The organism is Lysinibacillus sp. NPDC093692 (assembly GCF_050280125.1).
GTDB lineage: Bacteria > Bacillota > Bacilli > Bacillales_A > Planococcaceae > Lysinibacillus.
Map to the genome: position 1 here is coordinate 1 of NZ_JBNNUW010000027.1, position 25,243 is coordinate 25,243.

Here is a 25,243-nt window from a genome sequence, read left to right on the forward strand (position 1 = left end):
TTTGATGTCCAAAATTTTGTTTCGTTCACTAACTCAAGGTTAGCTACTGAAAACTTTATTGATTACGTTTTGCTTGTTCAGTTTTCAAGGTTCATTTGTTTGTCTCATTTAAGTGACTTTCTATACTTTAACATGTCGTTAACTTCATGTCAACTATTAATGTTAATGTTTTGTTGTTGTTTGTTTCTTTCGTAACAACGTTTATAAATATATCACCTTACTTGTAAGTTTGCAAGCGGATTATTAAAGTAAAACTATTCTAATTAAATAAAAAAGGAGTTTCTTCTATAATATGTGAATCAACTTCAACTACACATGAAAGTGATATGCTTCACATTGACGCTATAACCGCTGATCTCTCATATTAGTAGCTTTCCTTTTCTAGTGCATGATGAAATCTTTTTACCATTATATATTTTTATAGTTTTTAATTCTCCAATAAGAAAGCACCTACAATTGTTAGTTTCGTTTCTAACAATTGTAGGTGCTGTTTATAATTCTATTGTGTATTTATAATTAGCGTACCCAGATAAAGTATGCCAGGAAGACAAAGAACAACCCGTACATCATAGGATGGATTTCTTTTTTACGACCCGCTAAAAGCATTGTTACTGGATAGAATACAAAACCTATAGCAATACCAGTAGCAATTGAGTAACCAAGAGGCATCATTATTACTGTAAAGAATGCAGGTACTGCAATTTCGAATTTATCCCAATCAATTAAACGTAATGAGGATACCATCAAAACACCTACAATAACTAGAGCTGGCGCTGTTACCGCTGGAGTTACCACAGCAAGTAACGGTGAGAAGAATAATGCTATCAAGAAAAGGATTGCCGTTACAACAGCAGAGAAGCCTGAACGAGCACCTGCTGCTACACCAGAAGTTGACTCTACATACGCAGTAGTTGTTGATGTACCAAATAAAGAACCAATTGTGGTTGCAAGGGCATCCGCCATCAACGCACGGCTTGCACGTGGTAATTTATTATCTTTTACTAATCCTGCTTGTGTTGCAACTGCCATTAAAGTACCTGCTGTATCAAAGAAATCCACAAACAAGAATGTTAAGACAACAACTAAAAATTTAACGTTTAATAATGAACCGAAGTCATGGAAAATTGGATCTAAAGCTACCATAAATGTAGAATCCACGCTCGGAATAGCTGAAACAACTGCTGCAGGTGGATCAATCACACCCGTAATCATACCAACAATTGCTGTTATAACCATCCCTAAGAAAATACCAATACTGCGTAGTTTAATAATAAGAATAATTGAAAGGACAATCCCAAATACAGCTAGTAAAGTTGAACCAGTGAATGTTCCTAATGTAACCAATGTAGCTGGGCTATCTACGAGGATACCCGCTCCTTGTAAACCTACAAATGTTATAAACAATCCAATTCCTGCTGAAACTGCATATTTAAGTTGGACCGGAATTGCATTAATTACTGTTTCACGAATACCCGTTAGTGAAAGAATGATAAAGATAATCCCTGAGAAGAAAACACCTGTTAAACCAGTCTGCCAAGGAATACCGTAAGCTCCAACTACAGTGAAGGCAAAGAATGCGTTTAAGCCCATACCAGGAGCAAGGGAAATTGGGAATTTAGCGAATATACCCATAATCAGAGAACCGACTGCAGCTGCTAATGCTGTAGCTACGAATACAGCACCTTTATCCATCCCTGCATTTTCTAAGATGCCAGGGTTAACAGCTAAAATGTAAGCCATAGCAAGGAATGTAGTAATACCACCTATTATTTCGCGGCGATAATTAGTTCCTAATTCATCGAACATGAAATACTTTTTCATTTTAAAGAAATCCTCCGTATGGTCGTCTTCAATATCGAAAACAAAAAAGACACACTGACTACTCTACTAGTCGCATGTCTACGATACATTTCATCACCGTTATTGTGAGAAATTAATTTAGTGTCTATACATTAATATATATAACTAAAATCGTAGTCAAGTTATTTACGGTAACTTGGTAGAAACTCACGGGCCTTATCCCCGACATTATACGACGACTTATTTAATTTACAATCGTAATATATCATTTCATTTTTTAGATTTCAACCCCATTTCCGAACATTTTTTATAAATACCACGAGAAAGTTCGTGTAAAATACTTATTTGACTTCTTTCAGTAGATGTCACATTTTAAGAAATTGTTTAGGACATAATGCTTTATTGATAGTTATAAAATAAAAAACCCCCTAGAATTCATTCGAATTCTAGAGGATTTTTATACAATGACTGTAGGAGATTCTCCCTTGATCAACATATATTTAATTCATCACTTTACTTTGCAAGAGCTGAATTCTTTTTTCTAATTTTTGTTTCCAATCCTCTGCTAATGCATCAACTGCTTGTATGCGTTTCATGGCAAGTGCATCCTTGTTTTTAAAATACACTTCGTTGCAATGCAAAACTGAAACACACGCAGGATGCTTTTCCACTAATTCAATTTTTGAATCTGCATAGATTGTCCCTTCTTCCAGTACACGTGCAAGAAAGCCCGTATAACCTGTTTCAATTAAACGTTTGAGTAATATGTTCGCCTCAGTATATTTATCAATCGTGCTACATGGTACACGTCCTTGTGTAATTTGGATGACAGCATCACCTATTTTATAAATATCGCCAATACAAACATCAGCTTCTAACATATTCGTTACTGTTAAGTTTTCACCGAACGCTGCTGTCGGCAACGGTTTACTCAGTTCCTGTTCCCATTGTATGTAATGCTCCGCAGGATATAAGCAAACAGCACGGTCAGGACCACCATGATGTTTTTTATCTGCTACATCGTCCCCCTCAAATCCACGAGCGGACAAATAAACCTCTTGCACTTTTCGTTTTTCAATCCCTGTAATCATCGAGCGCTCGTTACTATAATGCAATTCTTTTGGCATACCAATAGCAAGTGTATGTATCATCGCTATATTTTTTCCCATCTTATCCCCCCCTAAAACTAAACAACGACATAGAGTCCTATTTATATTTATTAGTTTACTATACCGAACGATTCATCGTATAACTATTTCTTAATACGAATCTGTTTCATCGAAGGGCCCATTCTGGAATATACTTTGGATTAACTCGATATTGAACTTTCCAAATACATTCTTAAGAAAACCCAACTTGTTAATTTGCGGATATTGATCCGCCATAGTTCTAATTTTTATATTCAACAAAGCAACAAATATTCCCTTTATTTAAATTTTTGCTATCGAATCGAAAAATAAAAAGCTCGAAGAAAACCCAATTAAATGAGTATCTTCAAGCTTTTTATAGTTGCTATTTAATTATTCCCACTCGATAGTTGCTGGTGGCTTAGATGTAATATCATACAGTACGCGGTTAACGTGTTTTACTTCGTTTACTAGGCGGACAGAGATTTTCTCTAGTACATCCCAAGGAATGCGTGCCCAGTCAGAAGTCATACCGTCGATAGATGTTACCGCACGGATACCGATTGAGTAGTCATACGTACGTGCATCGCCCATTACGCCAACTGAGCGGATGTCAGGTAATACCGTGAAGTATTGCCAGATATCGCGATCAAGACCAGCTTTTGCGATCTCTTCACGTAAGATGAAATCAGATTCGCGTACGATTTCTAGTTTTTCTTCTGTTACTTCACCAAGTACACGGATTCCTAGACCAGGGCCTGGGAATGGTTGACGCCAAACGATTTTTTCGTCAAGGCCAAGCTCTAATCCTAATGCACGCACTTCGTCTTTAAATAATGTGTTAAGTGGCTCAATTAATTTGAATTGCATGTCTTCTGGAAGACCACCAACGTTATGGTGTGATTTAATCGTTTGTGCAGTTGATGTTCCAGATTCAATGATATCTGTGTAAAGAGTACCTTGTGCTAAGAAGTCCATACCTTCAAGTTTAGCCGCTTCTTCATCAAATACGTAAATAAACTCGTTACCGATAATTTTACGTTTTTTCTCTGGATCAGAAACGCCTGCAAGTTTATCCATGAAACGTTGACGTGCATCAATTTTAATAAGATTCATGTCAAAGTCTTCTGTGAATGTTTTCATAACTTGTTCAACTTCACCTTTACGGTTCAAGTTGTGGTCTACGAACATACAAGTTAATTGGTCGCCAATCGCTTTATGAATTAGAACCGCAACAACTGATGAGTCTACACCGCCAGAAAGTGCACATAATACTTTTTTGTCACCTACTGTTTCGCGGATTTTTGCGATTTCAAGTTCAATGAAGTTTGCCATAGACCAATCGCCTTTTGCTCCACAAATGTCGAATACAAACTGACGTAATAAGTCGTTACCATATACAGAGTGACGTACTTCTGGGTGGAATTGTACTGCGTATAGTTTACGCTCTACATTTGCCATTGCTGAGATAGGGCAAGCAGCACTTGTTGCGATTACTTCAAAACCAGCTGGTACTTCTGTTACATGGTCACCGTGGCTCATCCAAACGATTTGTTCAGTTGGTAAGCTACCGAATAACTTGTTTGAAGCTGTTACTTTAATTTCTGCTTTACCATATTCGCGTGTTTCAGCACCTTCAACTTTACCACCTTGCGTATGTGCCATTAATTGCATACCATAGCAAATACCTAGAATTGGTAAGCCTAATTCGAAAATAGCTGGGTCTACATGGAAGGCATTTTCGTCATAAACTGAGTTTGGACCACCTGAAAAGATAATCCCTGCTGCGTTCATATTTTTAATTTCTTCTGCTGTAATCGTATGAGGATGTAACTCACTGAAAACACCAAATTCACGGATACGACGCGTAATCAATTGGTTAAATTGGCTACCGAAGTCAAGAACAACGATTTTTTCTTGCTCTAATAAAGGGCTAGCTGACAAAATTTCCACCTCTTCTACTATTTTTAAAGGACTTTTCATATGTTCAAAGAAAAACGCGTATGGAAGTAAAAACTTCCTACGCGTTCATAAGTTCTAAATTTATAAAGGCGAATGCGTAGCAAAGAAAAGTGATTTACTAACCTTCTCACCTAACCAAAACATTCACCTTCATAGAGAAATCATTTACGGTGATTTCGTAGAAACATTCGAACCTATTATCGAACTTATATGAAAGCAATCCTCATCATATATAATTTTTTTCATTTTACTCTTTGTACCCATCAAAATCAACTGATAGTGCGATTGATTAAATTTTCCCAACTTTCTTTCAGTTTTGCGAAATCAACCTCTTGTTTATCTTTGCCATAAATATGTTGTTCATATACAGCAGTCAGTTTTTGCATTTCTTCCGTCTCTAGCGACTCATCTACTCTTGTAGCAAATGCTCGTAATGTTTCGCCATCCTTCCTGCGTAATCCAATACGAGATAATTGCTTCGTTAAAACATGGTATGAAGCATCAAAAGTTGTCCAGTCCGCTTCTTTTTTACGAAAAGCGCGTACTTGCATTTTAGGTATCCACGTTTTACGTTGCATAAACAAAGTGATACTAGCGATGATCATCAAAATAACTAGAGCAATCCATACGTAAATATGCTTTTTCACCCATGTCCACACAGAATCAAAGCTAAACGTTGTTGAGCTAGAAGATTCTTTCTTCGGCTCTTGCTCTTCCTTCTTTGGTTGTTCTTGCTTTTTTTCTGGCTCCAACACTTGCTCCTGCTGAGGAGTATCTTGCTCAATATCATAATCGATATTCACATTTCCTGAAAATCCAATTGTCGGTTCAAACTCCATCCACCCTGTTCCAGGTATATACGCTTCCACCCAAGAGTGTGCATTATCATTTGTAATTTGATACTCTTGTAAACCGTCTGATATTCGACCAGGATTACCAGGTGCAAAGCCTTTCACCCAACGTGCAGGTATCCCTGCCGAACGGAGGAGCACAACCATTGATGTTGAGAAATTATCACAGTAGCCAACTTTAGTATCGAATAAAAACTGGTCAACATAGTCCTGACCCTCAGACGGGATGGCTACTTCTTTTTTATCGTATCTAAAGCCATGAGATGAAAAATATTTTTCAACCGCTTTTATTTGATCATAGACCGAAGCTTTATCCTGTGTGATTTCTTGCGCTAAATTCCCTACACGTTGTGGAAGTGTGTCTGGCAATTGTAAAAAACGGTCAAAGGACGGATCTACTGTTTTTAGCGTGGAAGGGTCTGCCATTTGGAGCTGTTCCATGCTAAATACTGGCTCACTATATGAGATCGTATAGTTAGATAATAATTTTGAGTCGCCATTCTGTTGTTCTATTGCTATTTTTTCAGTGTGTTCATCTTGAATAAAGAGCGGTGAATCCTGTGTAGATACAGATATCATGCCATATGTTTGAATTAAAAAAGGCATCGGTACAGCAATGTCCATTTGAACCTGTCGCTCAGTTTCAGGAGATCCAACTTGTAATGAAGTTTGGATAGGAGTATTAGTCTCATAGACATTTTTTCCAAAGCTCCCCTCCGAAAGAATCCAGCCCTTCGAAGTATAAGTATCCTTTGTATCGATACGCCAATAATGACGATCACGGGTAGATGCCGTAAATATTAGTGTATTATCACCTTGGAACGGTCCCCCTAATTGACTATCATCCTCGCTGTAACCAACTGTTTTTTCGCCTGTTCCAATGCCATCTTGCCCTGCCACCCCCTTAATAAAAGGGACTGGATCAGCCCAAGTTGGCCCTGCCTTAGGTAAATAGAATGCCACTCCACTAACAAGCATTACCGAAACAATCATCGGAATAACCAGTTTCCACTTTCCTATGAAATTGCTCGGTGCATCTATTTGAAGCCATAAGCGCTTAACAAAAAGGAAACCTGTCATTATTAATCCAAGCACAAGTACTTTAACAATTGCCACCTTTCCATCATAGTCACTAAATGTATCTAGTGTGGCAATAAAGAATACTGTTAAAGCAAAGAAATAGAATATATTTTTCCGCACGGTTATCCAGTGGTGTATCAGGTATATTAACATCCAAATAAGGGCAACGAAGAGCACCGTTCTAAATGAATCCGATACTTTTCCAAAATCGCCCGAAAAGATGGCAGTCATATTCCATTTCCATTCATGCATTAAAAACGGTATTGTCTGTCCAGAAAAAAAGGGACTTTCACTATAAACAAACACTATAAACCAAGTAACATAACCAAATTTCACTAATCCCGACAGTATTGGGTGCACTTGAAATAAACTGAGTACCAATGATAAACCGATGAACACTAAAAATAAATGAAACAATCCTGTATTTGTTAGCTGCATGACAGGAATAAGCCATTCACGTAAAATTAGAAAAATAATTACGTATGCTATTGCTAATTCGATAAAATTTCCTAGTGATTTTTTCACGGCTTCATCACCTCCGTGAACAAATGGTAATAATCTGTTGGATTTACATGTACAACTTGAATTTGCCTATAACGCTTTGCCAGATTTGTTTGCATAGGCGGCTCCTCCGCTACTACAAAACAAATACAGCTTTTCACCATATTGGCAAGAGAATGTATTAATTCATCTGATACTTCATTCGTAACATATAGTAATGTTGCAACATGCTTAAACACTTGCTGATCTCGAAATTGGAATTTGACAGTTTCAGCAGGTTTTATAGCAGCTAAATGATGCATTACTTGATCTAGCTGCTTATTACCTTGAATAATCGGAAACACCTTCGTGTTAAAACCAGCTGAAACAAATGAAATATCTCCACGTTCTTTGACAATGGTTTGTAGCATCGATGCTACAAGCTCAATTTTTTCTTCAAATAAGGGAGACTTTCCGGCATGGAGTACAAGCATTAACTCCTGTGATTGTCGATCTTCAAATTCTTTAGATTGCAACGTTTGTGTTTTCGCAAATGATTTCCAGTGAATCCACGAAAAACGGTCACCTGGAACATACTCACGTAAACCAACAGCCATTGATGTATCCTTAACAATTGAATAAGGTGACATCATTGTACCAACATCAAATTTTGTTTGAAGCGCGGCATACCTCATTTCGCGTACTCTCGGGTATACTAAAATGACTTGTTCCTTGTCTGCCACAACTCGCTTTTTTGCCCAGCCAAAAAAATCACAGAAAACAATATTAACACCTAAGTAACGATGCTCGCCACGGGACATATTTCCCAGCACATAATTCCAGCTAAATTTTTTCCTGAAGCCAACGAACTTAATGGTATTCGTTCCTTGCACCCTCGATTGAATAAGGACTTCGCTGTTTACAAGTTCCTCCATCATCATATAAGCAAACGGAAAGCGTGTTTTTCGTTCTACCGTAATTGTTACCTTAGCAGATTGTCCACTCTCTACGCAGGAGGGCTCAATTTTGCGTTCCACCAGTAAAATATCTTCTTTCACTAGTAAGAAAATAAATGCGTATAACAAAAACGGGCTAACTGTGAAAAATACAAACCAGCTGACAAACCCACCTTGGAACATGGCATAACAAAACGTTATGATCATTAACAAAGAAATTAAAAGGAAATGTTTACTTTTCTCTATTAAGGCTTGCCATTTCTTCATTGCTCCGCAAACCTCTTTGTTGGCACAGGTATCTTCGCAATAATTCGCTCAATAATTTCCTCTGCCGTTACGTTATCATAGCGAGCATCTGGCTTTAATATTAAACGATGGCTAAAGACAAATGGTGCTAAATATTGAACATCATCAGGTGTAACAAAACTACGCCCTTTTATAAATGCATAAGCTTGTGAAGCCTTCATTAAAGCAATCGTTGCGCGAGGACTTACTCCTAAATGTACATAGTTATTTTCCCTCGTTTGAGTCGCCAATTCGACCATATAATTTTTGACTGAATCCTCAACATGCACACCCTGTACAAGCTCCTGCAATTCAATTAATTGCGTAACTGTTAGTACTGCTTCAATTTTTTCAATCGGTTTACCATGCTCAGCACGACGAAGAATCTCCACTTCTTGACCTCTTGAAGGATAGCCCATTTTTATTTTTAGTAAGAAACGATCTAGCTGTGCTTCCGGTAAAGGATATGTTCCTTCATGCTCAATTGGATTTTGAGTGGCCATAACGAAAAATGGTTGGTTGATTGTTAAGGTTTTACCATCAATCGTGACCGATGCTTCCTCCATCCCCTCAAGTAAAGCAGATTGCGTTTTTGGAGATGTACGGTTAATTTCATCCGCTAAAATTACATCTCCCATGATCGGACCAGGTCGAAATTCGAATTCCAGCGTTTTCGGATTATAAATCGACACCCCTACAACATCTGACGGTAATAAATCCGGTGTAAATTGAATCCTTTTAAATTGTGCCTCAAAGGATTTTGCCAGTGCTCGAACCATCATTGTTTTACCGACACCTGGTACGTCCTCAAGCAAGATATGACCCTTTGCTAGTAGGGCTACTATGCTAAGCTCTGCAACCTCTCTTTTGCCGATCATTACTTTTTCTATATTTTCTAATACACTTTGTATTTGTGAATTCATAAATAAAAAAACCTCCTATTTCATCCAACAATTATTAGAATTGTATGATAACTTATTTAAGAATAACGAAATATGTTTAGTAACACAATTATATGAGACGTTCACCTATTGCTTTAACACCATAGTTCGAGCACTAGCGAGAAAAGTAATAATACTTTAACATGAAAAAGAAGGCCTGCCTGAATACAATCAAAGCAAACCTATCTTTTAGTATAACGTCATTATCTATCAGAATGTTACAGATTTAATTTTTTTAACCATAAATTCTCTAACGAAGATGAATTTTCTTGTAAAAGTATTTCCTCTAATTCACCAGAAATAAGTATGTTCCCTTCGTGTAAAACCAACACATCGTCCGCTACTTCTTCCGCAAAAGACAGTAAATGCGTAGAAAATATGACCGTAGAGCCCCTTGCTTTTTCCTCTAGCATCATTTTTTTCAGCTCTGCAATCCAAAAAGGATCGAGCCCATTGGTCGGCTCATCTAAAATAAGCAAAGAGCCTTCACCGAGTAAACTTTGAGCGAGATTAAGCCGTTGACGCATCCCCTTAGAGAAATGCTTCACTTTTTGCTTTCGAACATCCCATAAAGCAACGCGCCTTAGTACTTCCTCCTGTTCCTTTTTACCAATCTTCTTTAATGAGGCAAGTAGCTGCAAAATTTCTGCTGCTGTTAACATAGAAGGAAAGTCCACATCATCAGGCATGTATCGAATGGCTTGTGGTTTATGCCATATTATTTCTCCTGATTTTTGCTTTTCCTGTCCAGTTAGCAGGCGAATTAAAGTACTCTTTCCAGCGCCATTTCCCCCTACAAGCGCTAAAATACGCCCCGTTTGTAAAGAAAAGGAGGCTTCATGAAGACCTCTATTATTATCATAGATATTTGATAACTTCTTTGTTTCTAATAGCATCATCTTCTATCCCCTTTCTATCAATTATACCTCGGCATAATTGCGTCCAGAATCGGCTTTGTGCTTGCACAAAGCACTCCTTTCCGATTCTGTGACATCCGCCGGAGGCTTTATCTCCTTTCACCGAAAGAAGATAAAAGTAAGCTAGTGTAGGCTAACGGACAAACTATCCAAAGTAATGTCACAGCTACGTATACTGCATAACCTAGTGGCGACGAATAAAACTGCGTTACTTTATAAAATGCTGGCCCAAGAACACTCGCCTGATCTGTAAAAATAAAGTATCCAAAGCGTAGCCACTCCACAGGATTAATATGTATCGCTATAATCGTCAGTTTTTGAAGAATATGACCGGCCACGACAGTTCCGATAGCCATTAAAGCGTAAGAGATTAGCAATAAAAAAATGGACCAAAAAACAAGTGACAACGACAGTGCAAATAATCTTGTTTTCGCAAAGGCTCCTACTGCAATGGCCAATGACACAAAAATGAAAATGCATAGCAAAGTTAAAACAATGAAGATAAATGGCAAACGTACTCCACCAAGAAATCCACCAAGCGCTAATATTACGCCGAACGCCACGGCCACGACTAATAAAAAAGCAAGCACAGAAGCAATATACTTTCCTGCAATATATTGCCTACGTGTCATTGGATATGTTTTTAATAATGAAAACCATCCTGATTCCACATCACCAGCTACACTCATACTACCGATCGTTAATATAAACAGCGGCAATAAAAACAACAATACATTTAAAAAGGAGGCTGTCTGTCGTGTAAAACCGTCTACATCTGGTAATGCCATTTGCTGAATGACAATGATAGCTGTAAACACGAATGTGAAAAGTAAGCCTACAAGTTGCATCCATCGACTTCTGAGCATTTGCTTCAATTCTAGTTTAATAAGCATACTATTCATCACTTATGGATCCCCCATTTAAAATCGTGTAAATCCTTATAGTCTAGTAGCTGACCTTCTCCCTCTGTCGTCATCCATTCCTGTGCTGCTTCCTTCGAATCGAATGCAACTACCCCATAATTCATCGGAGTCCAATAATCCTTGTTGTACACATAAACAGCGTTAATAACGTCAATCCATTCATTTTTTGCCGCATCTTTAATATATGCTGCTCCAACTACATCTTCCCCATTCGCTTTCATATATTCCATAAGACAACCAATATCATCAAACATTTCATAATCGCCATTTTTCAATGCAATCTGGCCAGCATATGCATTATGAACGATACTCATATTACAAATTTTACATACATCAGTTTCACTCACTATTTCACGAGGCTCATATGTTTTTTCACTACAGCCCACCAATACACCACAACATAGCAATACACTCATCAGCCATTTTTTCATTCTGTGATCCCTCTTTTCCATAGCCATAAACTACTTAATGCCAAGAATAAACCTACTAGCATTTGCACCACGTTCATCTTGTTCTTTTCTTGCACATACTTCATCGCCAATTTCGGCGTATGATCAACAAGCATGTTCTTTTCAGTTTTATTAATTTGCTGATCCAGAGATGTCAGTAAAAGGACGCTCGGAGATGCTACAAAATATTGGTAAACAGGCTGGCGTACCATCCATTGACCAAAGCTTGACACAGCCACATATGGAATATCACCGACGCCATTGTCTTTTAAATCAATCCCTGAGTAATCATCATAATAATTATTTTTAAGTTGAAAGCCTTGCTGATCGGAGCGCGCCGTTAAAATATTCCCTGTAAAGTTATTACTACTAGCCAAAGTGTCGTTACTAACCTTTGTACCTTCAAGGGCAGTTTGGTTCATCTGAAAATCATTTGTTTCAATTTGGATAGTTGAACTTTTCTGCATTGCAACACCAGTCCGATTATTTTTGATTGTGTTATGTTTAATTTTTGCTTGCTGCACATCAAACAGCAGCATACCGTAGCCATTAAAATCAAAATGATTAGCTATTGTATTATTTTCAAGGAGGATGTCTGTTGTCATCATAATCATAAGACCAGTCACATTGTGAACATATGTATTAAAAAGTGCTTTGGCATCACTTGTATACATAAAATGCGTACCATAACGGCTGCTCGTCACCTTATTACGTTGAACAACAATACGCTTTACCTCCTCTACATAGATTCCATCCTGTACTTGCTCAATAGTATTGCCTTCGATCGTAATATCCTCACTTTTATAAACTGCCAACCCATTACCTTTTTGGGAATAATGATCCTCGATACCAGTCACATTGATTTCCTGTATGCGCACATTTTTGCAGCGTTGTATATGAACACCTGTATGAACATCTTTCATTTGTAACTTACGTAGCTTAAGTCCGTCTACATTACTAACAACGATCGCTTTACTTTTTCCTGATAACGTTATATTTTCCACACTGACATTAGTAGTATTTTCAATTCGAAGTGCTGGTTTGTCACTTTCACCGATTAGTTCAGTTCCCTCTTCGCCTTGTAGTGTTATCGGTTTCGTCACAATAAAATTACCTCGGTAACGACCAGCAGGAATATGAACGATCTCCCCTGGCTTTGCGACATTAATCGCCTCCTGTACATCGAAATCTGCGTACACTGTCTGACTCATGAATAGAAAAAATAATAAGGCCATCCCTATTTTTTTCACCAATCCTTACCTCCCAGTTCAGCACGAAAAGACTAGAGGAATCCCCCCTAGTCCATTCGATTAATGACTATGACCGTCTTGATTCTTTTCTTCCATATGCATGGAGTCAGATTCACCTTTGGCCTCTTTTTCAGCTTTTTCTTTCATCTTCTTTTCACGACGCTCTAATGCATCGTCTTTAATTTTTTGTAATTCCTCTACATGTGCAGTTGGATTGTCAGCGATATACTTGTCTGCATCAGCTTTATCTTTGAAATAAACATATCCCCAATTCATCGGAGATTTTAGATCCGTTTTGACGATAGTTGCATCATCAACCTTTACCCAATCTTTTGTATTAAAATCACGTACAAATTTTTCGTTCTTTTCATTATTTGCAACCTCGGCATTTACTAAACAGCCGATGTCATCATAAAAGGTAACTGTTCCGTCCTCTTTTATTGCTTGAGTAGAAAATTCACCCATATCTTCGTCCTTCATATATACTTTCATATTACACATTTCACACATTGTATCTTCTTTTGGCTCTTGCAAACGTGGATCCACTAAAGAAGCGACTTGCGTAGATTTATCCTTTGCTTCTGCCTCATTTGCTGTGATATCTTGCTTCGTTTCTTCTTTCTTCCCTTGATCTTCGTCTGTACCACAAGCCGCGAGTAAAAGTGATGCAGCTAGTACAGGTAACCATATTTTTTTCACAATTGCTTCCCCCAATTTCGTTTTTCTATTACTAATAATTACTTTACAGGTAAGTTGTGAAATAAGTTAAAAATCACTGTGAAGTATTGGAAAAATTACCTTGAATATTCATTGAACGTCTCGACTTCAAATATTTTGAATGAAAAATATAACTTCCATTTTTTAATAACTTTTATTATAGATAATGTGATTAGCGTGTCATCTTTATCGCTCTTCGGCAAAGCGAGGGGTGATCTCCGTTCCGACAGGGTGCTTTGTTGCTGCCGCTTCGCTTTCGCACAGTTAAAACATTTGTTGCTGCCGCTTCGCTTTCGCACAGTTAAATCATTTGTTGCTGCCGCTTCGCTACAGGGTCTCGGGCCAACAGATGTTTTTTGCGCGAAAGCGTAGCGCTAACTTAGCAGCAGCAAATGATTTCATGATATATAGGAAACATTCGTAAATATTGTATTGACACCATTTTGGTTTTCAACACAAAAAACTCCCTACATCCTGAATGATGTAGAGAGCTTGAATTTATGATGTTATATAGAAGAACGGTAACTATTGAGAAACTTCTTTTGCTTGCTGACCAGATTTAGCTTAACAGCAGTTTCATTTAATTCATTACGTATTTGTAAATCGTAAGCATTGTCCACAAAACTAGCTGCTACATTATTTGGACGTTGCTGTTGGATTTGTCTATTATTACTTAATTGCTTTTTACCTTTATTCTTTAGCAAACTGTTTTTAAACTGTTTCTTCGGATTTTGTCCGAAATTATGGCTTAAATCTCCAGCATGTAAATACTGTTGTTCATTACGAAATATACTACTAGTCGTCGAACTTACTCTAGAAGTCCTCATAAATAATTACCCTCCTTTACTTTTTATCAACTTTGTAGGTATATATATCGACATTATATGCTCGAACTTAATAATACAGAACCAAATTGCTTAAAAAAATAGAAAAGAGTTATTTTCAAAAGTGGTCATCACTTTTTTATAACTCTTTTCCCAAATATTACTCATCATCAATAACGTGGAGTTGATTTCCGTTCCGGCTAGGAGCTTTGTTGCTGCCGCTTCGCTTTCGCACAGAAAACGTCCGCTACGCTGCATGGTCTCGGGCCAACCGATGTTGGTCACGAAGGCGTTATCACAGGACGTGATGTTCTTAACCTTCGTTCCTCTATCGCTGATCCCCCCGTAGCGAAGATCAACTTATCTACATAGTAGATGCTTTAATAACTATCATCCCTATATTTTGGTAATGAATCTCAAATATAAATTACTTCCAAAAATCATCAAATATTGTAATTGGCATATGGCGTTTGTGCTGTGAACGTAAATAATGCCCTTCTAATATTTTACGAGCTTCTTCAGGGATAGCCTTCCCCTCTAAATAATCATCAATTTGGTCATACGTTAAACCAAGCGCTTCTTCATCAGGTAATGAAGGACGATCTTCCTCTAAGTCAGCAGTTGGTATTTTTAAATATAAGTGCTCTGGGCAATCAAGTGCCGCTAACAACTGCTTACCCTGACGCTTGTTGAGACGGAAGATAGGCATTAAATCTGCACCGCCATCCCCAAATTTTGTGTAAAAACCTGTAATTGCCTCCGCAGCATGATCTGTCCCAAGCACAACAGCATTATTCATAGCAGCGATAGAATATTGCACCTTCATTCGCTCACGTGCCTTTTCATTCCCTTTTGCAAAATCGCTTAGTTCAATACCTGCATTCGTTAATCCTCTAACACTTGCATCGACTGCATCTTTAATGCTTACTGTAAAAGTTTCCGTAGGTTTGATATAGTCAATCGCATCTTGACAGTCCTTTTCATCTGCTTGCACACCATATGGTAAGCGAACAGCCCAAAATGAGTACTTCGCTTCTCCCATCTCGGCATTTAATTCATCGACCGCAAGCTGCGTTAACTTTCCAGTTAATGTGGAGTCTTGACCACCTGATATTCCGAGAACAAATCCCTTTACAAAACTATAACGACGCGCATATTCCTTTAAAAAATCAATGGATTTGCGAATCTCTTCCTGCGCATCGACAGTAGGTAATACACGTAATTCCTTTATGATTTCTTGTTGTAATGTCATTTTGTCCTTCACTCCTTACGCTTTACAAGCGATTGACCATTTCACTTACTTCTTCAATATTGCGCATTTTATTATTCCAGCATTTTTGGCTTAGATCGACTGGGTATTCCTCAGGATTCATAGCACGTTTATATTCATCCCATAGCAGTTCTAAATTATCTGCTGCATAATCGCGCATTTCTTCCAAAGTAGGATTTTGATATTGTATTTCGCCATTTTTAATCACTTGTTGATGTAGGTTTTTAGCTTCAAAGTTTGTAACAAATTTTGATACGAATGTATGAACAGGATGGAACATTTTAATGCGTTTCTCTGATTGAGGATTTTCATCGTGCATTGTAATGTAATCTCCCTCTGCCTTGCCATTCTTTCTATCAATAATACGATATACATTTTTAAGGCCTGGCGTCGTTACCTTTTCAGTATTCGCTGAAATTTTAATCGTATCTTCTAATTGTCCATCGTTATTTTCTATCGCCACCATTTTATAAACAGCCCCTAAAGCAGGTTGGTCATAAGCGGTAATGAGCTTCGTACCAATTCCCCACACATCAACTTTTGCGCCTTGAGCCTTTAAGTTTAAGATCGTGTATTCATCTAAGTCATTCGATACGATTATTTTAGCGTTCGGGAAACCTGCTTCATCTAACATACGTCGTGCTTCTTTTGACAAGAAAGCAATATCCCCACTGTCTAAACGAATTCCAATAAAATTAATGCTGTCACCAAGCTCTTTTGCCACTTTGATTGCTGTTGGCACACCCGATTTCAACGTATTATAAGTATCTACAAGGAATACGCAATCACGATGGCGTTTTGCATAAGAATGAAATGCATCATAATCATTTTTATAGGCCTGTACAAGTGCATGCGCGTGTGTACCAGATACCGGAATGTTGAAAAGTTTACCTGCTCGCACATTACTAGTTGAAGCAAAACCGCCTATAAACGCTGCACGCGTTCCCCAAATCGCTGCATCCATCTCATGCGCGCGTCGTGTGCCGAACTCCATCGCCACTTCATTTTTTATAATTTGTTTAATACGACTAGCCTTCGTTGCAATTAATGTTTGGTAATTCACAATGTTAAGTAATGCAGTTTCAATTAACTGCGCTTCCACTAAAGGTGCTTCGATGCGGACAATCGGTTCATTAGCGAAAACCGTTTCCCCTTCCACCATCGAATACATATCCCCTGTAAAACGAATATTTTTTAAATATTCGATAAAATCTTCTTTATACCCAACCTCTTCACGCAAATACGCTATGTCCGAATCACTGAAATGAAAATCACGTAAATACTCAAGAATTCTCTCTAATCCCGCAAAAATTGCATAGCCATTGCCAAACGGTAACTTTCTAAAATATAATTCGAAAACCGCTTTTCTATTATGTATACCATCCGCCCAATATGATTCTGCCATATTGATTTGGTACAAGTCTGTGTGTAGCGCTAAGCTATCATCTGCATAATTTGATCTCACAAGAAAACCCTTCTTCCGCTTTGATAATTAGTCCTAGTATACACTATATACCCAAATTCTTGCGTATTACATCCTCTAACTTTAATGTCAGGTTTCCTCACATTAATAATCAGAAAATTTAGAAACGTTCACATTTTAGACATACTTTTTAATACCGCTTTCATTCCCCTTTTAAAAACATTTTCAACAAACTATTACGAAAGTCGAATTATTACATGTAATAAAACGTAACATGAATATTCAAATAATTATTGCGCCGTTTTTCATAGCGTTTTAACATGTAAATTAAATTTACTCAAGGAGCTGATATGGATGAAAAAAATAGAAGCAATCATCCGTCCCGAAGTTTTCGGCGCGGTCAGGGATGGTCTTGCACAGGAAGGAATTGCAGGGCTCAGTGTTTCAGAAATTGCTGGCTGCGGTCGTCAATTAGGGCGTACAGGGTTATTTCGTGGAAATACCTACGAAATTGAATTTTTGTCGAAGTTGAAATTAGAAATGATTGTTGATGATGAAAAAGTAGATTCCATTGTTGAAGTTTTATTACGTAAGGCAGCAACTGGCAAGGTTGGAGATGGCAAAATCTTCATTTTTCCAATAGAACAAGCAATTCGTATCCGTACAAAAGAAGTCGGATCAATTGCAGTAGAATAAGGGGGCGATATATATGGATGAGATAACAATATCTATAAATTTAGTTTGGATGATGCTCGGTACAATTTTAGTATTCTTTATGCATGCAGGATTTGCAATGGTTGAAGCAGGCTTTACACGCTCAAAAAACGCAGTCAATATTATTATGAAAAACTTCCTAACTATATCACTTGGCGGCATTGTCTATTTTCTCTGTGGTTACGCTATTATGTTTGGTGATTCAGTTGGCGGTATCTTCGGTACAAGTGGCTTTGCCTTAAATGGTGTAGATGATCTTTCCTTCTTTATTTTCCAAACGATGTTTGCAGCAACTGGAGCAACAATTTTATCTGGAGCAGTGGCAGAACGTACTAATATTTTTGCTTATATTTGCGTAATTATTCTCATGTCGTTACTTGTTTATCCTGTTGTTGGTCATTGGGTTTGGAGCGGTCATGGATGGTTAACAAATCTTGGTTTTATCGACTTTGCTGGATCAACCGTTGTACATTTAACAGGTGCAGTTGCGGCATTTGTAGCTGCGGTAATGGTCGGTCCTCGTCTCGGTAAATATGAAAATGGTCGTGTTAACGTTATTACAGGACATAGTATTCCATTAGGAGCTTTAGGCGTATTTTTACTTTGGTTTGGTTGGTTTGGCTTCAATGGTGCCTCAACATTAGCTGCTGATCCTAAACTTGTTCCTAGCGTAATTGCAAATACATTTTTCGCTGCTGCTACTGGTGTTGTGGTTACAGCCCTTTATACGAAATTTCGATATGGTCATATCGATGGGTCACTCACATTAAACGGTGCTTTAGCAGGGCTTGTAAGTATTACCGCTGGTGCAGCTAATGTTAGTATTGTCGGTTCACTCATTATCGGATTAATTGCTGCTCCATTATTGGTCGAGGGCGTCCGCTTCATTGAATGGAAATTAAAAGTCGATGATCCTGTTGGTGCCATCGCCGTCCATGGTATCTGTGGTATTTGGGGTACTCTAGCAGTTGGCTTGTTTGATATTGGTGGTCAAGGATTATTTTATGGAGGAGGTTTCGGCCAATTAGGAGTGCAAGCGATTGGGGTTATTGCTACCATTGCTTGGGTTAGCGTTTCAGTAGCTGCTGGTTTACTTATTATAAAAGCATTTGTCCCATTACGAGTTTCTGCTGAAGATGAAGTCACTGGCCTAGATGTCATCGAACACGGTGCTCCGGCTTATGAGTTTCAGGATATTTTCAAGGGCTCTGCAATGCGAGGAGAAACATTTGCTCATCGTTTAACTCATTTCGGTAAAGCAAATAACAATGTCCAAGAAGAACATGTATAGTATTTATTGAACTCCATCTTCTTTAATACAAAAAACAAGAATCTGCAATCTCTTCGGCCAACTGTTTCCCCAAAGGTTATGCAGATTCTTGTTTTATGCTCTCTCTAGCTCCAGTAAAAATTCTTTCATAGCAAGCCCACTACGGAAGCCGGTTAGTTTACCATCTTTGCCAATCACACGATGACAAGGAATAATCGCTAATATTGGATTGGCGCCGATTGCACTACCTACAGCTCTTACTGCTTTCGGATTGCCGATACGGTGTGCAATATCTGAGTATGTTGTAGTTGTACCATACGGTAGTTCCTTCAAAGCATCCCATACTGCTAGTTGAAATGGCGTCCCTTTAACATGTATTGGTAAATCAAACTCAGTAAGTTCCTTATTGAAATAAGCCGATAATTGCTTAACATATTGCTGTAACTTTTCTTTATTTTCTTCAAAACGAAAGCCTTTAAATGGCTTTTTCGCCCACACTTCCACCTCTTCGAATGGCGCATTTGGTGTTCCGATATATACTAGTCCATCATCTGAGGCAATGATATACATTGTGCCTTGTGCATATGTTAAAGTATCTACATATAATATATCCATTCTCTATCCCCCTTAACTTTATTACCCAATGTTAAATAACTTTAGCTTCCCTTTGTTTCATGCTACAGTTATTTTACCTATTAGTATAAAGGAGTTTTAACTTTATGAATACGTCATATGAGCCTGCCATTCACTTTCAACAGGTTAGCTTTTCAGCGAATGACAAGACAATCTTACGATCAATTACTGGGTCATTCCCTAAAGGAAAAATCACTACATTAGTCGGCCCTTCAGGTGCTGGTAAAACAACTTTACTTAAATTGTGCAATGGACTATTATCACCTACTGATGGTCAAATATTAATTGATAATCAAAACATTTCTACATATGAACCAACCGCTTTAAGAAGACATGTGAGTATGGCTCTTCAAGCGGCCCCTATGATAGAAGGTTCTGTATTTGATAATCTTGCACTTCCTCGCTCGTTACAAGGAGAAAAGCTTACAGAGCAGGAAGCGATCCAATATTTACATGATGTCGGACTTGATCAAAGCTTTTTACAACGCCCTACGAATAAATTATCAGGTGGACAACGACAAAAAGTTTCTATTGCTAGAACACTTATTAATCAATCCTCCATTTTATTGCTAGATGAAATTACATCTGCACTAGACCGTCAATCCGTGCAAGAAATTGAGACGCTTATTGCTACAATCAATAAAAAGTTTAATGTCACAATAATTTGGATTACTCATAATTTACAGCAAGCACTAACAATCGGCCACTTTACATGGGTCATGATGGATGGGGAACTAATTGAAACTGGACAAAGCTCCTTACTTCACGCACCTAAAAATCCACGTGTCGCTGAATTTGTACAGGGGGTGAATGAATGACGTATACTTCGCTTTCCTTAACGTTAATTTTTGTGTTAATTCCACTTCTACTGTCAAAAACCTTAAAGCTAGGACTTGAAAAAGATACTCTCATCGCTACTATTCGTTCTATTATTCAATTACTTGCCGTCGGTTACATTTTAAAATTTGTCTTCGATGCTCAAAGCTATATTTATATCTTCCTCATGATTGCATTAATGATTTTAGCAGCAACACTCAATGCTCGTAAAAAAGGGAAAGGCATTAAAGGCATTACATGGAAAATAGCAGTAACTCTCATTACCGTTGAATGTGTTACACAAGGGGTATTGCTTGGTTTTGATATTGTACCATCAACAGCGCAATATATTATTCCAATTAGCGGCATGATGATTGGTAATTCAATGGTATTATCAGTACTGTTTTTAAATCGTTTTACATCAGAAATTGCAAGTCATCAGAACGAAATTGAGTTAATATTATCGCTTGGCGGCACACCAAAACAGGCTATTCATCGACAGCTAATGCAGGCGATAAAAGCAAGTATGATTCCTACGATTGAAAGCCAAAAAACAATTGGTCTTGTTCAATTACCAGGTATGATGAGTGGCCAAATAATCGGTGGAGCAGACCCTATTCATGCGGTGCAATTCCAACTATTAATCATTTTCGCCCTGCTAACAGCAGCGACATTATCAAGCATAATGATTGGTTTTTTAAGTTATCCTGCACTTTTTAATGAACGCATGCAAGTTCTTGAAACGAAATAATCGTTATATTAAAAACAATATATATTTTCTAAATTATGTTATAATAAAAAGAAAAATGCAGCAGTGAGGAGAATGACCATGTTATTACGCGATTTTTTCATCCATTTATCTGAAAACCAACTATTAAATAGTACTGCAAAAAAATATGGCCTAAAATTAGGAGCACAAAGTGTAGTAGCTGGTACAAATATTGAAGAAACGATTGCTAGTATCAAAGAGCTAAACGCGCATAATATCTCTTGTACAGTAGATAATTTAGGGGAATTTGTTTCAACCGAAGAAGAAGCAACAAAAGCTAAAGAACAAATCCTTGCTGTTATCGAGGCTATTCACGAAAATAGCGTTGATGCGCATATTTCGTTAAAGCCATCTCAATTAGGTTTAGATATTGATGTTGATTTTTGCTACGACAACTTATATGAAATTGTAGAAAAAGCAGCAGCATATGATATATTCGTAAACTTTGACATGGAAGACTATGATCGTTTACAAACTTCTTTCGATATGGTTGAAGAGCTTTCCAAAACGTTTAATAATGTGGGTACTGTTATCCAATCTTATTTTTACCGTGCAAAAGACGATATTGAAAAATTCCAGGACTATCGCCTTCGTATCGTAAAAGGTGCTTATAAGGAGCCTGTAGAGGTTGCTTTCCAAGATAAATTAGATATTGATTTAAATTTCATTGAGTTAATTGAATATCATTTACTACATGGTAAATTTACGTCCATCGCAACACATGACCATAATGTTATTGCACACGTAAAACGCTTTGTAGAGGACAATAATATTCCACTAGATAAATTCGAATTCCAAATGCTTTACGGCTTCCGTACAGATTTGCAAAAAGAGCTTGCAAAAGAAGGCTATAACTTCTGTGTATATGTACCATTCGGCGAAGATTGGTACGGCTACTTTATGCGCCGTTTAGCGGAGCGTCCTCAAAATCTTAATCTTGTTACAAAACAAGTATTTACGAAAAAAACGAACACAGTCCTCGCTGTAGCAGCAGGTGCATTCGTTCTTGGACGTTTAACAAAACGTAAAAAATAAGGTCTAACATAATGAAGCCAGAAGCTTAATTGATTAAGCTTCTGGCTTTATTCTTTCAAGAACGTACTTTCCACAGGCAAACACTAAACCGCTTCCCTCACTTACTGATTTATTTCAGATTCTCAGTTTATCTGTTGTTCTCGCAAGTAAAATTCCATTTATCGGAAATATATTGAAAACGTGTAATAAAAATAATCAGTGAGGGTGATGAAAAGCCCCACTGATTAAAGTTTTATATTATTCAACATGTAAAGCAATGGTAGAAACAATGGCTTCTGCTGCATACTCCCATTTACCATCAATAAGACTACCTAATTTTTGCCCAAGCTCTTGGATCATTTCTAGCGTAATCGGGATATCATTTTTTTGCGCTAATGTAGCAATAAACGGAGCAGATAAACTTGTCCATCCGCCTCGATCAATTTTGATCTCCACTTGTTTTACTTCTCCGTTTTCTTTTTCAATGCGATAGTATAGCTGATCATCTGGACGCCAGCTTAAGTGATGGGATATTTGCCCATTTACAACTGTTAGATGATCCATTTTCGAAATAGAAACAGGTTTTACATTAAATTCATGACCTAGTACATTTAGTTTTTTGATTTCAGGTCCAACTAATGCTGCCTGAACAGCTTGATCCATACTACTTTCTAATGGGATAGATGAATCTGTCTCAACTATATCGTTGCTTGCAGCCAAAACGGCTGAAGGATTTGCGCTTGTCACGACAAATGTTGTTGCTAAAAAAGCTATTGAAGTAATTTTCGAAATTTTTTTCATAATCATTTCCATCCTTCCCATTAAAACGTTTTACTTTTACTAAATATTATCATTAGTAGTTAAAATATACAATATCAATTATTCTTTTATAATGACAAAAGGCACTGAATTTTAATTATTCAATGCCTTTTGTCTATTTTTTTCTTATTTTTTTCTTAGTATAAGTGTATTACTACTTATTCCACCCTTTTTCCTTAAAACGAGCGATGGCTTCAATACGATTTCCAACATTTAATTTTTCTAAAATAGTGGAGATATAGTTGCGGACAGTTCCTGCTGATAAAAACAATTCTGCAGCAATTTCTTTTGTCGTCTTGCCCTCTGCAACAAGTGTCAGTACCTGGCTCTCGCGGTCAGTTAAAGGATTTTCACTATCATCCTCATAGACAAAATCAACGAGTTCAGGCGCATATATTCTTCTGCCGTCCATAATTGTCCGAATGGCACTGGCCAATTCTTCTATCGGACTATCCTTTAGTAAATAGCCACGAACGCTGGCTTTTCTTGCACGCTCAAAATAACCTGGCCTTGCAAATGTCGTTAATATAATCACTTTACAATTAGAACCTGAGGCATGCAGTTCCTCGGCAGCATCCAATCCAGTTTTTACTGGCATTTCAATATCCATAATACAAATATCAGGCTGATGCTCTTCAACAAGCGCCAATGCTTCCTCACCATTTTTTGCTAAGCCGACGACCTCCATATCATCCTCCATACTAAGTAATGAACGGAGTGCGCCTAATAGCATACCCTGATCTTCAGCAATTACAATTCGTATCATGTCACAGTCCTCATTTCTATATGTTCTTCAGATTTTCTTTGACCTTCTGATGCGTAATCGCCACTGGAATCGACACTGTTAATGTAGTGCCCTCTTCACTTTCGATTTTAAAAGAACCGTTTATAAACTCTAACCGTTCTCGCATTCCCTTTAATCCGTTACCCGTTTTCCATGCTTGTTTTTTGGTGATTCCTTGCCCATTATCACGAACAACTAAATATACTTCCTTAAAATTTTGATGGAAGGCAATTTCGCATTTTGTAGCACCACTATGTTTAACGACATTATTGACTGCCTCTTTTAAGCACATGGATAATACATTTTCTACAAGCGGTGGAACTTGTAATGCATCTTTATCACCATCAAATACAAATTCCATTTCAGCAGCCTTTAATATTTGGGCAATACGCATAAGTTCGTCCTCAAACCTAGCCGTTCGCATACCCGATACTAATTCACGTACTTCTTTTAATGCGATACTCGCCGTTTGACGAATATCCTTAATCTCTGTTAGAGCCTGCTGTGGATCACGTTCAATTAATCTTGAAGCTAAGTCGCTTTTTAAGCCTATCATCGACAACTTTTGACCGAGCGTATCATGTAAATCCCGAGCAATACGTTGGCGTTCTTCAAAAACAATTAACTCAGCTATTCGTTCATTAGCAGTCTCAAGCTGACCTTCTAAATTTTCGCGTTTATTTTTTGAATAAATCGTTAGTGGGAGAAGCACAACCGCTAAAATTGTTAAAACAACAAATGGTAGTTGTGATAAAAATAACTGTAGCTCAACAAAAAAGCCAACACCTGTAGAAATAACCGTAAAGCCAATATGTAGACCGTATATAATAAAGAAGCCAACCGGTTTACGAAGATTTCCAATAAAGAAAGCTGTGAAAATTGATAAATACACATAGCCATACAATATCGTCATAACGATATTAATAACCATTTCAAAGCTAATCCACATATAAACAAGACCGTTTTTCGAATTCATGGAAAATCGGTAGAAAATAAAATATAGCATTAAAAATGTAATGCCAATTGATATTTCTAGATAAGATGATTTTCTAAAAATGAAGAAAAACGGTAGGAAACAGAAAATAATCCATAAATATATACTGAGCATTGGACTATTCGGAATAATACTTTGCCATTTCCTCAACATAATCTCACGCTCTTTCCTACTT

General features: G+C 37.5%; 24 protein-coding genes and 2 riboswitches. Of the genes, 5 read left to right on the plus strand and 19 right to left on the minus strand.

Annotated features, from left to right (window positions below; all coding sequences use genetic code 11):
- Positions 1 to 516: 516 nt before the first annotated feature.
- The 15 genes from ACQKN4_RS21700 to ACQKN4_RS21770 all read right to left on the minus strand — a co-directional run bounded on the left by ACQKN4_RS21700 (position 517) and on the right by ACQKN4_RS21770 (position 17,297).
- Entirely contained in the window at positions 517 to 1,821 is a 1,305-nt protein-coding gene (locus ACQKN4_RS21700; RefSeq protein WP_079564274.1) for an NCS2 family permease, read from the minus strand.
- A gap of 133 nt (positions 1,822 to 1,954) precedes the next feature.
- Positions 1,955 to 2,056, minus strand: a riboswitch (purine riboswitch).
- 244 nt (positions 2,057 to 2,300) lie between these two features.
- On the minus strand, positions 2,301 to 2,969 hold the full coding sequence (locus tag ACQKN4_RS21705) for an MOSC domain-containing protein (protein WP_427484782.1): 669 nt from the start codon (positions 2,967 to 2,969) through the stop codon (positions 2,301 to 2,303).
- Between the two features lie 351 nt (positions 2,970 to 3,320).
- Positions 3,321 to 4,871: a glutamine-hydrolyzing GMP synthase gene (gene guaA / locus ACQKN4_RS21710; RefSeq protein WP_079564295.1), complete on the minus strand. Its 1,551-nt coding sequence runs from the start codon at positions 4,869 to 4,871 to the stop codon at positions 3,321 to 3,323.
- A gap of 151 nt (positions 4,872 to 5,022) precedes the next feature.
- Positions 5,023 to 5,123, minus strand: a riboswitch (purine riboswitch).
- 35 nt (positions 5,124 to 5,158) lie between these two features.
- Positions 5,159 to 7,345: a DUF4129 domain-containing transglutaminase family protein gene (locus tag ACQKN4_RS21715; protein WP_427484783.1), complete on the minus strand. Its 2,187-nt coding sequence runs from the start codon at positions 7,343 to 7,345 to the stop codon at positions 5,159 to 5,161.
- Positions 7,342 to 8,523, minus strand: coding sequence for a DUF58 domain-containing protein (locus ACQKN4_RS21720; RefSeq protein ID WP_079564281.1), 1,182 nt, complete (start codon positions 8,521 to 8,523; stop codon positions 7,342 to 7,344). Before ACQKN4_RS21720 ends, ACQKN4_RS21715 begins: the two co-directional genes overlap by 4 nt.
- Complete coding sequence (locus ACQKN4_RS21725) at positions 8,520 to 9,464, minus strand: AAA family ATPase (RefSeq protein ID WP_079564284.1); 945 nt, start codon at positions 9,462 to 9,464, stop codon at positions 8,520 to 8,522. Before ACQKN4_RS21725 ends, ACQKN4_RS21720 begins: the two co-directional genes overlap by 4 nt.
- Positions 9,465 to 9,700: 236 nt before the next feature.
- The gene (locus ACQKN4_RS21730) at positions 9,701 to 10,381 is read right to left on the minus strand and encodes an ABC transporter ATP-binding protein (protein ID WP_427484784.1); all 681 of its coding nucleotides are present in this window, start codon (positions 10,379 to 10,381) and stop codon (positions 9,701 to 9,703) included.
- Between the two features lie 107 nt (positions 10,382 to 10,488).
- Positions 10,489 to 11,301: an ABC transporter permease gene (locus ACQKN4_RS21735; RefSeq protein WP_240518393.1), complete on the minus strand. Its 813-nt coding sequence runs from the start codon at positions 11,299 to 11,301 to the stop codon at positions 10,489 to 10,491.
- Positions 11,301 to 11,753 (minus strand): nitrous oxide reductase accessory protein NosL, encoded by a 453-nt coding sequence (locus tag ACQKN4_RS21740; protein WP_079564290.1) that lies wholly within the window; start codon positions 11,751 to 11,753, stop codon positions 11,301 to 11,303. The genes ACQKN4_RS21735 and ACQKN4_RS21740 overlap by 1 nt, the downstream gene beginning before the upstream one ends.
- On the minus strand, positions 11,750 to 13,021 hold the full coding sequence (locus ACQKN4_RS21745; RefSeq protein ID WP_427484803.1) for a right-handed parallel beta-helix repeat-containing protein: 1,272 nt from the start codon (positions 13,019 to 13,021) through the stop codon (positions 11,750 to 11,752). Before ACQKN4_RS21745 ends, ACQKN4_RS21740 begins: the two co-directional genes overlap by 4 nt.
- Positions 13,022 to 13,081: 60 nt before the next feature.
- Positions 13,082 to 13,720: a nitrous oxide reductase accessory protein NosL gene (locus ACQKN4_RS21750; protein WP_079564292.1), complete on the minus strand. Its 639-nt coding sequence runs from the start codon at positions 13,718 to 13,720 to the stop codon at positions 13,082 to 13,084.
- 524 nt (positions 13,721 to 14,244) lie between these two features.
- Positions 14,245 to 14,565 (minus strand): NAD synthetase, encoded by a 321-nt coding sequence (locus ACQKN4_RS21755; protein ID WP_079563653.1) that lies wholly within the window; start codon positions 14,563 to 14,565, stop codon positions 14,245 to 14,247.
- A gap of 90 nt (positions 14,566 to 14,655) precedes the next feature.
- Positions 14,656 to 14,847: a hypothetical protein gene (locus tag ACQKN4_RS21760; protein WP_427484785.1), complete on the minus strand. Its 192-nt coding sequence runs from the start codon at positions 14,845 to 14,847 to the stop codon at positions 14,656 to 14,658.
- Positions 14,848 to 14,989: 142 nt separating this feature from the next.
- A complete protein-coding gene (gene nadE / locus ACQKN4_RS21765; RefSeq protein ID WP_079563652.1) occupies positions 14,990 to 15,814 on the minus strand; it encodes an ammonia-dependent NAD(+) synthetase in 825 nt (274 codons plus the stop codon).
- 22 nt (positions 15,815 to 15,836) lie between these two features.
- Positions 15,837 to 17,297 carry a nicotinate phosphoribosyltransferase gene (locus tag ACQKN4_RS21770; protein ID WP_079563651.1) on the minus strand — a complete coding sequence of 487 codons (1,461 nt, stop codon included), beginning with the start codon at positions 17,295 to 17,297 and terminating at the stop codon, positions 15,837 to 15,839.
- A gap of 312 nt (positions 17,298 to 17,609) precedes the next feature.
- Here ACQKN4_RS21770 and ACQKN4_RS21775 point away from each other — a divergent pair, with 312 nt between their 5' ends.
- Together ACQKN4_RS21775 and ACQKN4_RS21780 are read left to right on the plus strand one after the other, a co-directional pair.
- Entirely contained in the window at positions 17,610 to 17,951 is a 342-nt protein-coding gene (locus ACQKN4_RS21775) for a P-II family nitrogen regulator (protein WP_079563650.1), read from the plus strand.
- Positions 17,952 to 17,964: 13 nt separating this feature from the next.
- The gene (locus ACQKN4_RS21780) at positions 17,965 to 19,260 is read left to right on the plus strand and encodes an ammonium transporter (RefSeq protein WP_427484786.1); all 1,296 of its coding nucleotides are present in this window, start codon (positions 17,965 to 17,967) and stop codon (positions 19,258 to 19,260) included.
- A 93-nt stretch (positions 19,261 to 19,353) separates the two neighbouring features.
- Here the strand turns inward: ACQKN4_RS21780 and ACQKN4_RS21785 are convergent, their stop codons facing one another.
- Positions 19,354 to 19,854 carry a methylated-DNA--[protein]-cysteine S-methyltransferase gene (locus ACQKN4_RS21785; protein ID WP_079563648.1) on the minus strand — a complete coding sequence of 167 codons (501 nt, stop codon included), beginning with the start codon at positions 19,852 to 19,854 and terminating at the stop codon, positions 19,354 to 19,356.
- A 104-nt stretch (positions 19,855 to 19,958) separates the two neighbouring features.
- Here ACQKN4_RS21785 and ACQKN4_RS21790 point away from each other — a divergent pair, with 104 nt between their 5' ends.
- From ACQKN4_RS21790 to ACQKN4_RS21800, 3 genes are all read left to right on the plus strand, one after another.
- Positions 19,959 to 20,690, plus strand: coding sequence for an ABC transporter ATP-binding protein (locus ACQKN4_RS21790; protein ID WP_079563647.1), 732 nt, complete (start codon positions 19,959 to 19,961; stop codon positions 20,688 to 20,690).
- Positions 20,687 to 21,439, plus strand: a complete 753-nt coding sequence (locus ACQKN4_RS21795) for an ABC transporter permease (protein ID WP_079563646.1) — start codon at positions 20,687 to 20,689, stop codon at positions 21,437 to 21,439. Before ACQKN4_RS21790 ends, ACQKN4_RS21795 begins: the two co-directional genes overlap by 4 nt.
- A 78-nt stretch (positions 21,440 to 21,517) precedes the next feature.
- On the plus strand, positions 21,518 to 22,492 hold the full coding sequence (locus ACQKN4_RS21800) for a proline dehydrogenase family protein (protein ID WP_079563645.1): 975 nt from the start codon (positions 21,518 to 21,520) through the stop codon (positions 22,490 to 22,492).
- A gap of 237 nt (positions 22,493 to 22,729) precedes the next feature.
- On the opposite strand, the gene ACQKN4_RS21805 is transcribed toward ACQKN4_RS21800, so the two are convergent.
- The 3 genes from ACQKN4_RS21805 to ACQKN4_RS21815 form a co-directional block, all read right to left on the minus strand.
- Positions 22,730 to 23,272: a hypothetical protein gene (locus ACQKN4_RS21805; protein WP_079563660.1), complete on the minus strand. Its 543-nt coding sequence runs from the start codon at positions 23,270 to 23,272 to the stop codon at positions 22,730 to 22,732.
- Between the two features lie 172 nt (positions 23,273 to 23,444).
- Entirely contained in the window at positions 23,445 to 24,056 is a 612-nt protein-coding gene (locus tag ACQKN4_RS21810) for a response regulator transcription factor (RefSeq protein WP_079563644.1), read from the minus strand.
- A gap of 16 nt (positions 24,057 to 24,072) precedes the next feature.
- Positions 24,073 to 25,221 (minus strand): sensor histidine kinase, encoded by a 1,149-nt coding sequence (locus tag ACQKN4_RS21815; protein ID WP_427484787.1) that lies wholly within the window; start codon positions 25,219 to 25,221, stop codon positions 24,073 to 24,075.
- Between the last annotated feature and the right edge of the window lie 22 nt (positions 25,222 to 25,243).